Raw genomic sequence first — 14526 nt, forward strand, 5'->3', positions numbered from 1 at the left:
TTATCATTATTTAATCAAGCTTAGTGCCTAATTACATATTTTGTCACTTTTCACTACTATTCAAATAAACCCACTTTGATTTTTCGAATGTTACTTTTGGCACAAGGATTGCTATTAATGCGACTACTGGACTAATTTAAATATAGCGAAAGTGCTCATGAAACAAGTTCCGATTTTTATAGCTTTTATGGCAACTCTGCTTTTGTACAGTTGCTCTGTAGTTCCCAAAAATTGGCAGGGAACCAATTTGGGAGGAAATGATACGCAAGCGACCTCTGTTACTCATAACTATTCTTTGCAATGGGTGGATAAAGCCATTGTTGAAGTTCTTGATCAAATGGAAATAATGGTTATCGATGTCACCCCCTCCCCTAATGGCAAATCCATTAAAGCCGCCACTTTGGATCAGGATATTTCCATTGAATTGATATCGGTGACGCAATCCTCCACCCGCATGCAAGTTGATATAAAATTAACCAGTCGCGAAGAGCCTGCCTCCATAGGCAATGATATAATGGTTCAAACTGAAAAATATTTACTCGGCAATTCCCAAATTGACACAGTCAACTTTGCGGAAGGCTTGGACTTCAGCAAAGAAAATCTCCCTGCCAAATAACTCCAGCACCTTTTCTGCCTGAATTCCCTGAGTTCCTGATTTATCAATCATTTACTTCATTTTTTATTGGCGGTATATTGGAAGGGCAGTGAGTGGTTTACCGCCTGCCTTCTGTTTATTATGATGCCATACACACCCTGAAATGTGAGATCGCTTTCCACTGGTTCGCCCTTTCCGACCGCCAGAGGGAGGCTATTTTCTTTCCGTGGATAGACTTTATGCACCTTTTATATCCTTTTGCCAAAAGATTTATTGCCGGGGAAGACTCACCTTCCGCTCTGATATCCATTCAAAAACTTTATAAAGCAGGTTTCCTGGCATCGCTGGATATCCTTGGCGAGAATGTCACCAGCCGTGAACAGGCCAATGCGGCTCGAGAGGTCTATATCGATCTGATTAAAACCGTTGATCAGGGAAATTTGACGATGGACTATTCGGTCAAATTGACTCAGATGGGATTGGACATTGATAAAAAATTTTGTAGAGACAACCTTGAAAGCCTCTTGTTGACTGCGGGAAGCCAGACCGTACGCTTTGATATGGAGGGATCAACATACACCCAACCCACTCTGGATATGTGCTTTGATTTTCATTCCCAGTACAAAAACCTGGGGCAGGCGGTTCAAGCGTATTTGTTCCGATCGCAAGGCGATATCGACGCATTGATTGAAAAACAGATCTCCGTCCGCTTGTGCAAGGGAGCCTACAAGGAAGCTTCATCCATCGCCTATCAGTCCATGGACGATATACGTCAGAACTTTTTGACCTTAGCCTTCAAATTATTAAAGGAAGGACATCTACCAGCCATCGCCACTCACGATGAATATTTACTGGCAGAAATTCTGTCCTTTATCTCCAAGGAAAAAATCGACCCCGATTCTTTTTATTTCGAGATGCTTTACGGAGTCGGCAGGGACTTGCAAAAAATTCTTTTGGCAAAAGGTTTCCAGGTTCGCATCTACACGCCCTTCGGAAACGCCTGGCTCCCCTACACGCTAAGACGGCTGATGGAGAAGAAGGAAAATATGCTGTTTGTGATAAAAAATTTGTTCAGGGAAACGTTCGGCCTTAGAAAAATCAAATAAATTGCATACTGACTTCATAATGGCCCCTCACACAAACTCAAAAGAAAAATTGAAAGTCACTCTCCTGACCACCTCCTTCCCCCGCTATGAAGGGGATTTTGCCGGACACTTCATTTATAAATACCCCAGCAACTTGCCCGTTTCGACTACAATGTGAAGGTCATCGCCCCGCATGACTCTGAGGTGAAAGAACCGGACAAATGGTGCGATGTGAAGGTGGAATATTTCAAATATTTCCTGCCGCAAAGTTTCCAGACTTTAGCCTACGGTGCCGGCATGATCAGCCGCATCAAACAAAATGGTTTGCGCCTATTGTTGATTCCCTTTTTTCTGGCATCTTTCTTTTTATCGGCGCTTCGGGCAAGCCGAGATTCTGACTTGCTCCAGGCATACTGGATTCCGGCAGGAATGATCGCCTTGCTTGTCAAGTGGTTCACAAAGGTTCCCGTCGCCATAAACTTGTGGGGCTCTGATTTTCTTTTATTGCGAATTCCAGGCTTCGCTTTTATTTGCAGAAACCTGCTCCGGGGAGCCGATGCCATCATTTGCGAGAGCGATTATTTTCGCGACCTCTTGCATCAACTGGGTATTCCCAAAGGCAAAATTTTCGTGATTGCCAACGGCATTGACCTGGAAAAATTCAAGGTCGGAGACAAGCCGTCCGCCCGCCAGCAACTGGGTTTACTCGAAGGCAAAACAATTATCCTTAATATTGGCGGCATGTCCCCTGTAAAGGGACAGAAATATCTGGTAGAAGCCATTCCCGAAATTATTGCCAAGGACAAACATGTTCAATTCATCTTCGTAGGTGACGGGGAGGTGCGGAAAGAGTTGGAATCTCTGGTGAGCGCAAGCGAATTGAACCCATATGTCCTGTTCGCTGGAATGCAAAATGTTTCGCAAATCCCCCTTTGGCTCAATGCTGCGGACATCTTTGTTTTACCCAGTCTGTCCGAAGGCAACCCCAACGTCCTGCTGGAGGCCATGGCTTGCGGCCTTGCCGTTGTTTCCACAGCGGTCGGCGGCATTCCTGATATGATCCGGGATAAGCAGGAGGGATTACTGGTCCTGCCCAAATCTCCCCAAGCACTTGCCCGGCAAATCACCACTTTGATCCGGGATAAAACCCTGCGGAAAAAATTAGGCCAAAACGGCTTAAAAATGGTTCAGGCCAATTATGGAACCTGGAAAAGGCAATCCGCCAAATTAAAAACCATCTATGAAAACCTGACGGCAAAATAAGACACCAGGATGACGAAACCAATCAAAATCCTAACCATCTATTACAGACACAAGCCGGGCGGGTTCTGCAAACGGCTCAAGATGAAAATCGAAGCCTACCTCGACCGTGGCTGGACGGTTCATTATGTCGCGGTGGAACCTTTCCCCTACAATCACCCAAACCTGATTCCTCACATCCTGCTCACTCCCATGCGGAACCATGACTCTATTCCCTTCTGGATTTATTTTTTTCTCACCGCTCCCTTTTACATGGCGTTGGTTGGAATAAAACACAGGGTTGATCTTATTTCTGTTTTTTCCCCGCTGTACGCCCTCATTTCGGCTCCGGCAAAATGGGTTTTACAGGTTCCCATGATCACCTTGGTTCGCTTTCCGCCACATCAGAACCCGATTTTTTCATATCGGGAATCGTGCCTCATCACCTGGGTGGAAAGTTTTCTAGAAAAACTGGGCCTGGCTTTTTCAGACCGGGTTCTTGCTACCTCAGAAGCAGTCCGCGATGCCGTGATCAAGCGCTACCCACGGGGGAGACTAAAAACCGCAGTCCTTTATAACCATTTGCAGGAAGTTAATTTTGATAAAACCTTTCGCAAAGACCGCCTGATCCAGGAATTCGCCCTATCCGAAAATCCTTTCATCGTTGCCACTACAGGAATTTTGCACAAGCGAAAAAATCAAGATTGTCTGCTACGGGCGTTTGCCGAAGCCGGGAAACTGGAATCGGTTCTATTAATCATCGGCGATGGGGAGCAGAAGGAACCGCTAAAGCAACTGACTGCGGAACTGGGTGTAGAGGAAAGAACGATATTTACCGGGTGGAGGGAGGACGTTTTGGAACTCATTCAGGGAGCCGACCTGTTTGTCTTTGGCTCTGCCCAGGAGGGTATGTCCAATTCCCTTCTCGAAGCTATTGCCGCAGACCTTCCCTGCCTGGTGAGCGATGTTCCCGAAAACCGGGAGGTGGTCACGAATCCCGAACAGCATTTTTGTCCCGACCAGCCATCCGCTCTGGCCGGAAAAATAGTCCGTGCGATCGAAGACCCTGAGTATTACGACAAGTTATCGGAATCGACACTGGAAGATAAGAAACGGTTTGTCTTTGACTGGAGTGGGGAAATCATCAAGGAGGCCGAGCAACTGTTGAATCGTTCCCAGGGATAAAAAGGAAAACTCACTTCAAACGATCGACATACCCAATCGTCTCCTGCGCTCTGGAGCCGGTGATTCGGTGCAGTTCCTTGGCCACTCGATCCCATTGCGTCTGATCCCCACCTTCCAGCAACTCCATCGCCTTTGTGATATCGCTGATGCCTGCGTTATAGGCTCCCGTCGCAAAACGCCAGGCCTCACCGACAGATACGCCGCGTTCAATAAACTGGTCGTATAAAGCACTCAGATGACGGGCCGACCCGTCCAGGTTGGATGCAGGATGCCAAACCGATCCTTCCAATCGATCTCCCCCGGTCCGCAATCCTAAATTTTCAGCGGTGTCCGGCATCAACTGACCCAGCCCCAGGCCGCCTCGCGAACCGATGGCGTTAGGGTTGAACGCCGACTCGTTTTGAATCAATTTCTGAAATAGCGGACCCGGCACGCCTCGCACTCCGCCCGCAAGCAGAGCGAGATCGGGAATAGAAAATGATTGCGAACCTCCAGTATTCTGATTCTCCGCACCTAAAGAAATACGCGCGGCTTCCAATTCATAATATTTGACAACGAGGCTGGGATTGACGATGGACGGACGGGTGGTGGTTGGGCTTTCGGGAGTTTGCTGTCCTCTGGCCTGCTCCAGAATGATCCGGTATTCATTAAACAAATTCACCGGCTCAGGCGAATTCAGATCGGTCTGGCTCCAGGCGTTCAGCCTTTGCAGTTGGGTTTCAAGAAGAATAGATTGGAAGGATAAAGCGTCCCGCTCATCGGAGCCCCCTCCTTGGGACGCTTTAATCCCGATCTTTTCGTACCCCTCGGCGCTGATTGAACTTATATCGACCATTTTTTGACCGTTAAATCTTTGACGCCTTCCGTTAGTAACTTAAATTAGAGCAAACCTCGTGCCGAAAAATACCACTTCTGAACAGACACTATTTTTGATTCAAAATCTGTGACTGTTTTTCAGCGTGATAGGAACTTCTGACCAAAGGCCCGGCCTCCACATGGTCAAAACCAAGAGATTCGCCGATTACCTTGTACTCGGCGAAAATCTCTGGAGGAAGGTACTCCACCACTTCCATGTGCTGGCGCGACGGGCGTAAGTACTGACCGAGCGTCAAAATATTGCACCCGATACCGACCAGGTCGCGCATGGTTTGAATCACCTCTGGCTTTTTTTCTCCCAATCCCAGCATCAAACTGCTTTTAGTGATGCGGTCGAAATTTTTACCGGCGAAGTACAAAGTATCCAATGACCATTGGTACCGGCACTGGGGTCGAACCTTTGCCTGGAGCGAAGGCACCGTTTCCAGATTATGCGCCAACACGTCCGGCTCCGCCTCGCACACGATCCGGATGCAACCGATCTCGCCTTTGAAATCTGGGATCAACGCTTCCACTTTCATTTGCGGACAATGACTTTTCACCGCCCGCAACGTTTCCGCCCAGTGAGAAGCTCCCCCATCTTTAAGGTCATCGCGGTCCACGGACGTGATGACCGTATAGCGGAGGTTCAGTTTGGCAAGCATTTCGGCCACTTCCTGCGGCTCTTCCTGCCGGGGCGAGAGCAAATTTCCGGTGGGAACATCACAGAAGCGGCAGGCCCGTGTGCAGGTATCGCCAAGTATCATGATCGTCAATGTTCCCGCATCCCAGCATTCGCCAATGTTGGGACAGGAAGCCGATTCGCAAACAGTATGCAGGGAATGCTTGCGCACCAGCGATTTTAAACGGAAATAATTTTCTCCCTTGGGCAATTGAACTTTGACCCAGTCCGGAAGCCGTCTTTTGGGAGCATTTAAAGAAGAGTTCATTGGAGACACAAAAATAAGGAAACTATTTTAAATTAGAGGGTTAAGAGAATCTCTCAATATCCCGAGAAAGACAAAAGACATGTGCAAAATTTTGCACTTTTTAACGAATACTATAATCAATCCGGGATAAAAGAAAGTTTTTATAGGCACCCAAAAACCTTTAAAAAACGCTCTCCATTTATTTTAACTCTATGAAAATCCTCGATCGCTACATTATTGGTGAGTTACTGAAAGTATTTTTCATCAGCATGGGCGCCATCACCGGGGTTCTGTACCTGGACAAATTTCTGCTGATGGCGGAAATGCTGGTCCGCTGGGGCGTTGGCATTCTGGATATGCTCAGGTTGATCGTCTACCTCGCTCCGGCCTATCTTGCCGTCACCATTCCCATGAGTGTGCTGGTAGCCACGGTGGTGGTTTTCAATCATTTTTCATCCACCAACGAATGGACCGCCATGAAAGTTGGGAAATGGAGTTTTTTTCGACTTTTGGGCCCAGGGGTTATTTTTGCCTGCACCGCTTATTTTATTTCCAGCGCCATCATTTTTGTCGCGCTTCCCTGGGGCAATCAATCGTATAAAGATCTGATTCACACTCTTACTATCAACCACACTCCAATAAACATCAAACCAAATGTCTTCAACCGCGATCTTAATAATCTGACTCTATATGTCAAGGAGAAGGAGAAGGATTCTCATTTCAAAGGAATTTTTATTTCCAATATGAGAAAACCGGATGCCCAGCAAATCATCTCCGCTGAAGAGGGTTTTCTCATCAAATCACCGGATGCCTCAAAAATCCACTTCCAGCTCAAAAAAGGGACGATTCATGAAGTCAACAGGAGCGTGGGAAATTACCAAACGATCAATTTCGACGGGTACGATTTGATCATGGATGTTCCCGCCCCGGTCAAGACGACGGCCTATGTGGCAGACAGAGAACTCTCTCCCGGCGAACTCATCGAACGTATAAAACTGTTCAAGCGTCAGGGCTTGAAGGCGTCTGGACCCGCCGTGGAGCTGAGCAAAAAATTCTCGATTCCATTTGCCTGCCTGGTATTCGCACTGCTCGGTATCCCCCTCGGTATCCAATCCGGGGATTCCGGAAAGTCCGGTGGTTTGGCCATTTGTCTCGGAATCGTGCTTGCCTATTATTTCTGCCTCATCAGCAGTCAAAATCTTGGGATGCTAGGAACCCTCAATCCCTATCTATCGGTCTGGATACACAATATCGTGGCCTTACTGCCGGCGATTTATCTGACTTATAAAATGCAAAACGAAACCGGAATTCTACAAAAACTGATCCGGCATTGATTGCCCCTCTTAAAAATGGAACGATCTGTCTGTTTTTAGCCCACCCGCCAATAATAAAAACCCGGAACGTCACCCAATTTGAGCTATAATCCAAGGATCAAAAAAATGTGGATGATTTCAAGGAGCAAGGAATGAAGACCGCCAAAGACATCATGAGCAAAAACGTCATCACTGTAAAAAAAGACACCCCTATCAGTGAATTGTCGGACCTGTTAATCAGTTACAACATCAACGGATTACCCGTTGTGGACGACGATGAAAAAGTGATCGGAATCGTAACCCAGGGCGATTTGATCGAACAAAACAAAAACCTGCACATTCCTACGGTCATCACCCTGTTTGATGCGGTCCTATTTCTGGATAGCGAAAAAAAATTCGAAGCCGATATCAAAAAACTTACAGCTAACAAGGTGCGGGATATTTACAGCACCGATGCGATCACCATTTCAGTTGATGCAGAACTTGGCGAAATCGCCACGATCATGGCGGAAAAGGACGTTCACACTCTGCCGGTGCTGGATGATGGCAAGCTGGTGGGGGTCATCGGCAAACTGGACCTGATCCGGGCAATGGCCTGAAGGCTCCCCTCAGGAGTCGGTGGGTTTATGATTGCTTTCTCTATACTTGAGGGATGCGGCAACAAAATCCCTGAACAGGGGATGCGGCGACCCAGGAGAGGATTTGAATTCCGGATGAAACTGACCCGCCAGGAACCATGGATGGTCCCCCAACTCAATGATCTCAACTAAGTTTCCATTAGGTGAAATGCCGCTGATCTTCATCCCGGCTTCTTCCATTTGGATTCGGTATTTGTTGCTGAATTCATAACGGTGCCGGTGCCGCTCATAAATTTCCCGCTTGCCATAAGCATTGTATGCATGCGATTCCTTGCGCAATTGACAGGGATACTCTCCCAACCGCATCGTTCCGCCTTTGTCGCCATGCTCATTCTGATCTTGCATCAGGTCGATGACTAAATAAGGCGAGGTGCTGGAAAATTCAGCACTGTTGGCGTTTTTAAGGTTGGCCACCCCGCGCGCGAACTCGATCACCGCGCAATGCATGCCGAGACAAATCCCGAAATAAGGAACTTTGTTAACCCTGGCGTAATGCGCCGCCTGAATTTTCCCCTCGATTCCCCGTTCCCCAAACCCACCAGGAACCAGAATGCCTTCGCAGATTTTTAACTTTTCAGATCCGCCGTCCTTCTCCAAATCCTCCGCATCCACCCAATGCAGGTTGACTCTGGTGTTGTTTCCAACTCCTCCATGCACCAGGGCTTCGGTAATACTTTTATAAGCTTCCTTCAAGTCGAGATATTTTCCTACAATGCCGATATTGACTTCACTTTGCGGCCTGGTGATCTTCTGATTGATATCCTGCCATTGATCGAGGTTGGGTTCGGTGAAGGGGAAACCTAATTTTTTCAGGATAATTTTACTGATCCCTTCCTTGTGCAAACTCAATGGAACCTGGTAAATGGATTCAACATCCATCGCTGTAATAACTGAATCCACTTCCACGTTACAGAACAGGGAGATTTTCTTTTTAATGTCCTTGGAAAGTTTTTTCTCCGTGCGACAAAGCAGAATATCCGGCTGAATACCGATCTCGCGCAATTTTTGCACGCTGTGCTGGGTGGGTTTGGTTTTGAGTTCGCCTGCGGTTTTGATGTAAGGAACCAGGGTGAGATGAATGTACAGGACATTCTTTGACTTCATGTCAAATTTGAACTGGCGAATGGCTTCAAGAAAAGGCAGACTTTCTATATCCCCAGCCGTTCCTCCGATCTCACATAAGACAACATCGACATTGTGTCCGACTTTAAGGATATGACGCTTGATTTCATCGGTAATATGAGGAATGACCTGCACAGTGGACCCCAGGTATTCTCCCTTGCGTTCCTTTTGAATCACGTCATTGTAGATCCGCCCGGTCGTCACGTTATTGTCGCGCCGCATCTGGGCGTGAGTGAACCGCTCATAGTGGCCAAGGTCCAGATCGGTTTCCGCGCCGTCATCCGTAACGTAAACTTCCCCATGCTGGAACGGGTTCATGGTCCCGGCATCGACATTGATATAGGGGTCGAGTTTGAGAATGGTGATTTTTAATCCGCAACATTCCAGAAGGCTTCCTATCGAGGCGGCGGCGATGCCTTTTCCCAGTGACGAAAGCACACCACCGGTGACAAATATATATTTTACGTTTTTGCCTTTAGATCTTTTTTTCAATTAGGCACCTGATAAAGTCCCAAAACCAATTAATAAGACGTTTGACTCAACAATTTTTCGACCTCAGCCAAATCTTCCTTTCGGTCCACTCCTATCGAATCTTTTTCGGTTTCCATCACCCGAATGGGGGTTCCGTTTTCCAGAATTCGCAACTGCTCCAGCTTTTCTATCATTTCCAATTGGGAAACCGGCAAACGCGAAAACTCCATGAGAAAAGGTTTCCGGTAAGCGTAAAGGCCTATATGTTTATACGCCGTCATTCCCTTACTCTTGGGCCAGATACCCTCCCCCGCCTTTAAATCCTGTGTCCATCCGTCCCGATCAAAAGGAATAGGCGCTCGTGAAAAATAAAGTGCATTCCCTCGATGATCCACCACCACCTTGCAAATATTGGGATCAATGATTTGCTCGACTTCGTGAATCCTGATCTTCAATGTAGAAACTTTGAGGGAAGGGTCCTTTAATAAGGGAGAAACAATGAAATCAATATTTTCCGGGGGAATCAAAGGCTCATCCCCCTGCACATTGACGACAATCTCGCAATAGCGGGTCTGCGCCACCTCGGCCACCCGGTCCGTTCCCGATGCATGGTCCCTGGAAGTCATAACGGCGGTTCCGCCAAAATTCTTGACCGCTTCCAAGATACGGTCGTCGTCCGTTGCCACGATCACCTCCGACACAGAACGAGCTTTGCTGGCTTGTTCCACCACCCACTGGATCATAGGTTTGCCGCGTATGATTGCCAGTGGCTTTCCAGGAAAACGAGATGAAGCCCAACGCGCCGGAATGACGGCGAGGACTTTTGGCTTAGTAGGCATGCCTATTTATAAAACCTTTCCACAGGGTCATGAACAGAATTTTGAGGTCAAAAAGCAACGACCAGTTCTTGATATAGTACAAATCGCACTCAATTCGTTTCTGTAACGACGTATTGCCGCGCCATCCGTTCACCTGGGCCCAGCCGGTCAAGCCCGCTTTCATCTTTAAACGTAACATATAATGAGGAATCGATTGTTTGAAATCTTCAATAAAAACCGGCCTCTCAGGGCGCGGACCCACCAGACTCATCTCTCCGCTCAAAACATTAAATAGTTGCGGCAGTTCATCGAGACTGGTTTTTCGCAAAAAAGTACCGATCCATGTTCTGCGCTCATCGTTTTCCTTGGCCCAAACCGGGCCTGTGGATTTTTCCGCTTCCTGTTTCATCGACCGAAATTTGAGCATCCAGAAAACCCGCTGGTCCAACCCCATCCTCTCTTGCCGATAAAATACAGGCCCGCTAGATCCCATTTTGACCAACGCCGCGATCAACAACATGAGAGGGGCAGAAATAATCAGGGCCAGACTCGACAAAATAATATCGGAAGTTCGCTTGATCACAACATTCCAACCGTGAAGAGGAGACTCCGCCAGATTCACAATGGGCAACCCGTCAAACTCCTCCACGCCAGAGTGAATATTCATGTACTTTAAGAGGTCGGGAACCACTTTGACATCGACCGTCTCCTCCCCTAAATACTTCAAGACCTGCTCCAATCTATCATGGGCCTTCAGCGGCAGGGCAATAAACAATTGGTCCACCTCGTGTTCGCGGATCACTTTGGAGACTTCGGGGTATTCGCCCAAAACCGGGTGTCCCTGGAAGCTGCTACCGATTTTCCCTGCATGTCCAGTCAAATAGCCTACGACCTGAAATCCTATCTCAGGATGCAGGTTCAACTTTTCGGCAACCGTTTGCCCCAGCTCTCCAGCCCCGACAATCAATACCTTTTGTAAATTCCATCCCCGGCCACGGACCAGTGAAAGAATTTTCCTGACCAGCCAATGAGAAATGACCATAAACAAAGTGGCCAAAACCCAAAAATAAACAACCACAACCCGTGAATAACTGAACTCCCGGTAAAAAAATGTGATGGCCGTCAGTATCAAAACGGAAATGGAGGTGACTTTTAGAATAGGAAAAATTTCACCCGCACCCGACTTACCCCGCAAGGGCTGGTAAAGATCGCAAATTTTAATATTGATCAGGAAAACGATCCAGATTGGAATCAGGGCGTCAAAATAATTTCCTACCGGAGGAATCCCCTGCGTCACTGGAATGAACGGAACCTGGAACCGGATGAAATACGCCAGTAACCAGGAAGAGAAGATAGCTAGACTGTCGGAAATAAAAATTGCGGAAAGGAAAAGTTGGCCGTGCTTTTTCAGCATTGATGTTTTCGATACCGGTTTTCAATAAAGCGCTGAATGCGATCAGAAAAAATATTTAAATCAAACTGAAATGCATGGTTTCTAATCAATTCGGGTTCATGAGGGTTCCCAATCACACTAAAATACCAACTGAAAAACGGGGATTTTGCGGCATTGGTTAATCAAGAACAGGCCTATGGGATAATTCTTTTCCACCTGTTTCTAGTAATCGGAAGAGGATAGCTTAAATTATTAAAACCTTCAACCGACAAATCTAACCATTTTCAAGATGAAGGTGGGGAGTCAATGCAGTAAAACGCCCATTTATCGTAGCCTAAAATTCCCAGTCCTGAGGTCTCTTAGCAAGTCCCAACTTCCAGGCAACCGCTTGGGCAACTCTCTGACTGGCAAACCCATCCCCATAAGGGTTTTTACCGTTTCGCATTTTGGCCCGCTCACTGGGGTTTTTGAGGAGAAAGTCAACAATTTGAAAAATCTTTTCTGGCTCCGTTCCCGCCAGTTTAATGTTCCCCGCTTCCACCCCCTCAGGTCGTTCGGTACAATTCCGCACAACCACCACGGGAACCTGCAACGTTGTTGCTTCCTCCTGCAAACCTCCAGAGTCAGTCACGATCAATTCACTACGTGCCAATAAAGATGCCATGGCTGAATATTCCAAGGGTTCCGTCAATTTGAAATTTGGGACCAACTCAAGGATAGGCCACACCTGCTCCCTCACGATGGGATTCTTATGCACAGGAAAAATGAAGGTGAATTCGGGATGACACCCCGCTACCTTTGCCAGAATTCTGGCAATATCACCGAGGCGAGACCAGTTCTCCCGTCGATGAAGAGTCACCGTCACATAAGGCGTATCAGGCAGGTCCAAAGAAAGCTGGCCAAACTCCCTGGCATAGAGCACAGCATCAACACCTGTCTGTCCAGTGACAACAACCCCTTCAGGGGATTTTCCCTCTCGAATTAAATTCGATTTAGCAAGTGCGGTTGGGGCCAAATCAAGTTCCGTAAGAATATCGGTTAGGCGTCGGTTGGCTTCTTCAGGGAATGGCTCCTGCAAATTGAAGCTACGCAGTCCTGCCTCAACGTGGCCAATGGGGATTTGAGCTAGAAATGCCGCCCAGGCCACAGCAAACGTTGTCATCGTGTCGCCATGAACCAGAACATAATCCGCCTTCAGAGTTTCAAAAATTTTTGCAGCTCGAGGAAGAACACGGGCAGCCAGATCAGTGAGTGATTGCCGGTCGGTCATAACTTCCAGATCAGCGGCAATCGGAATCTTAAATATGGAAAGAGCCTGGTGCAGCTGCTCCTGATGTTGGCCTGTAAGGAAAACCACTGGCTCAAGACCTGCAATTTCCTTTAATGCGAAATAAACAGGTGCCATTTTAATGGCCTCTGGCCGAGTTCCAAAAGCCAGGATCACATTTTTCATGAGTTTATTGCCTGTCTTTCATGCAGGGTTTCCCTCAAAACGGTTTCAGTAGTTTTGGCAATGGCAGACCAATCGTATTGCCTCCTGACCATATTTAACGCCTCCATCGCTACGTCAGTCCGTCCAGGCTCATTAGATATTCTGTGAACTGCTTGAGCCAACTCATCAGGCTGGCCAGGATTAACTAAAAATCCCGTTTTACCCTCTTCAATGATTTCCGGCATTCCCCCCACATTTGTGCTGAGTACTGGGGTTCCGCAAGCCATAGCTTCTAATGCCGCCAAGCTCACCGCTTCCATCAGAGATGGAATAATGACCAAATCAGCCGATTGATAATAGGGTATCGTCTCGCCAACTTTTAACTCCCCCAGTCTGACCACCTGTATTTTTAGATCGTTAAGTTCTGAATTAATTTTTTCAGTATACAAAGGGAACTGGGTATCATTACCCGCGAAAGCAAAAATTAGTTTTGATTTTAATTCATCAACCTGATCCAACTGGCGAATTGCCTTAGCAAGAAAAATAATTCCCTTGGTCGGAGCCCATCGTCTCGGACATAAAATCACAAACCGGTCAGTCATTCCATATAGCTGCTTTCTTTTCTCAATGCGTTTTTCCAAACTCAAAGGGAAAAAGAGGCTTGTATCCACACCATTATGAATTGTATAAGCATTTCTGACAAAATCCGGTGTCAACTCTTTACTGGGACCGATCACCGCATTATAGTGCTTCAACGCCCATCGGAGCAATAGCCTTCCCAGGGCATGTCGTTTAAAGACCAGATACTCGCCACGATGATTGGTCAAGACAATTGGAAATCGGCGGGAGAGTTTCCTGGTCGCCAACCATCCTGAAGAAAAATCATGTTGCCAAACCAACTCTGGTTTCCAAGATGCGATGGCCCTGGCTATTTCCCCTGCGGCAATCATATAAGCAACTTTGCCCAGGAAACCAGCCAAGTACCCAGACTTTCCCAAACTGGTCCAACGCCGAAAATCGTAAGGGCGCTTGCCCAAATTAACATAAGCAATGGTTAACTTTTCATCCCACTTCCGCTCGGCCTCTTTATACTGGTCCTCCCAAACAGGTTTAAACAACAAAATCTCATGACCCAGTTGAATAAATTCCTTCGAGAGAAATAGGATATGATTTTCAACCCCTCCATTGGCATCATCAAAAAGGTTGACAGATAAGATCGCAATTTTCATATCCTTTCCACACCAAATAGAAAAGGAACACATATTTTTTCAACAAAAAACAGCACTTAGCAGACCCTATTTGTAAAATTCTAGGTATTTTTGATAGGTTTAAAAAAAAGGAAGTAACGCTTTTTGGAATACTTGTAAGAAGTGAACAAGTCAGAATCAACGCAAAGCCGGCAGAAAACTTCAAGACATTTCTCCCCGCCCCGCATTCCTGTCAGCCAATCA

13 protein-coding genes are annotated in these 14526 nt (G+C 47.0%); 6 read left to right on the forward strand and 7 right to left on the reverse strand.

Annotated elements, in window-relative coordinates; translation table 11 throughout:
- Positions 1-157: 157 nt before the first annotated feature.
- The 4 genes from O3C58_09515 (at position 158) to O3C58_09530 (ending at position 4104) form a co-directional block, all read left to right on the forward strand.
- Entirely contained in the window at positions 158-616 is a 459-nt protein-coding gene (locus tag O3C58_09515) for a hypothetical protein (GenBank protein ID MDA0692094.1), read from the forward strand.
- Between the two features lie 92 nt (positions 617-708).
- Positions 709-1701: a proline dehydrogenase family protein gene (locus tag O3C58_09520; GenBank protein MDA0692095.1), complete on the forward strand. Its 993-nt coding sequence runs from the start codon at positions 709-711 to the stop codon at positions 1699-1701.
- 120 nt (positions 1702-1821) lie between these two features.
- On the forward strand, positions 1822-2943 hold the full coding sequence (locus tag O3C58_09525; GenBank protein ID MDA0692096.1) for a glycosyltransferase: 1122 nt from the start codon (positions 1822-1824) through the stop codon (positions 2941-2943).
- A 9-nt stretch (positions 2944-2952) separates the two neighbouring features.
- Positions 2953-4104 carry a glycosyltransferase family 4 protein gene (locus O3C58_09530; protein MDA0692097.1) on the forward strand — a complete coding sequence of 384 codons (1152 nt, stop codon included), beginning with the start codon at positions 2953-2955 and terminating at the stop codon, positions 4102-4104.
- Between the two features lie 10 nt (positions 4105-4114).
- Here O3C58_09530 and O3C58_09535 read toward each other — a convergent pair whose 3' ends face one another.
- Entirely contained in the window at positions 4115-4939 is an 825-nt protein-coding gene (locus O3C58_09535; GenBank protein ID MDA0692098.1) for a lytic transglycosylase domain-containing protein, read from the reverse strand.
- An 88-nt stretch (positions 4940-5027) separates the two neighbouring features.
- Positions 5028-5909 (reverse strand): lipoyl synthase, encoded by an 882-nt coding sequence (gene lipA, locus O3C58_09540; protein ID MDA0692099.1) that lies wholly within the window; start codon positions 5907-5909, stop codon positions 5028-5030.
- Positions 5910-6100: 191 nt separating this feature from the next.
- Here lipA and O3C58_09545 point away from each other — a divergent pair, with 191 nt between their 5' ends.
- Positions 6101-7222 carry an LptF/LptG family permease gene (locus O3C58_09545; protein ID MDA0692100.1) on the forward strand — a complete coding sequence of 374 codons (1122 nt, stop codon included), beginning with the start codon at positions 6101-6103 and terminating at the stop codon, positions 7220-7222.
- A gap of 131 nt (positions 7223-7353) precedes the next feature.
- Entirely contained in the window at positions 7354-7800 is a 447-nt protein-coding gene (locus O3C58_09550; protein MDA0692101.1) for a CBS domain-containing protein, read from the forward strand.
- 9 nt (positions 7801-7809) lie between these two features.
- On the opposite strand, the gene O3C58_09555 is transcribed toward O3C58_09550, so the two are convergent.
- From O3C58_09555 to O3C58_09575, 5 genes are all read right to left on the reverse strand, one after another.
- Positions 7810-9453, reverse strand: a complete 1644-nt coding sequence (locus O3C58_09555; protein MDA0692102.1) for a CTP synthase — start codon at positions 9451-9453, stop codon at positions 7810-7812.
- A 29-nt stretch (positions 9454-9482) separates the two neighbouring features.
- The gene (gene kdsB, locus O3C58_09560; GenBank protein MDA0692103.1) at positions 9483-10271 is read right to left on the reverse strand and encodes a 3-deoxy-manno-octulosonate cytidylyltransferase; all 789 of its coding nucleotides are present in this window, start codon (positions 10269-10271) and stop codon (positions 9483-9485) included.
- Complete coding sequence (locus tag O3C58_09565; GenBank protein ID MDA0692104.1) at positions 10261-11664, reverse strand: undecaprenyl-phosphate glucose phosphotransferase; 1404 nt, start codon at positions 11662-11664, stop codon at positions 10261-10263. The genes kdsB and O3C58_09565 overlap by 11 nt, the downstream gene beginning before the upstream one ends.
- Before the next feature lie 313 nt (positions 11665-11977).
- Complete coding sequence (gene wecB, locus O3C58_09570; GenBank protein ID MDA0692105.1) at positions 11978-13096, reverse strand: UDP-N-acetylglucosamine 2-epimerase (non-hydrolyzing); 1119 nt, start codon at positions 13094-13096, stop codon at positions 11978-11980.
- Positions 13093-14304, reverse strand: coding sequence for a glycosyltransferase family 4 protein (locus O3C58_09575; GenBank protein ID MDA0692106.1), 1212 nt, complete (start codon positions 14302-14304; stop codon positions 13093-13095). Before O3C58_09575 ends, wecB begins: the two co-directional genes overlap by 4 nt.
- Positions 14305-14526 lie beyond the last annotated feature (222 nt).

This window comes from Nitrospinota bacterium, assembly GCA_027619975.1.
Lineage (GTDB): Bacteria > Nitrospinota > Nitrospinia > Nitrospinales > VA-1 > JADFGI01.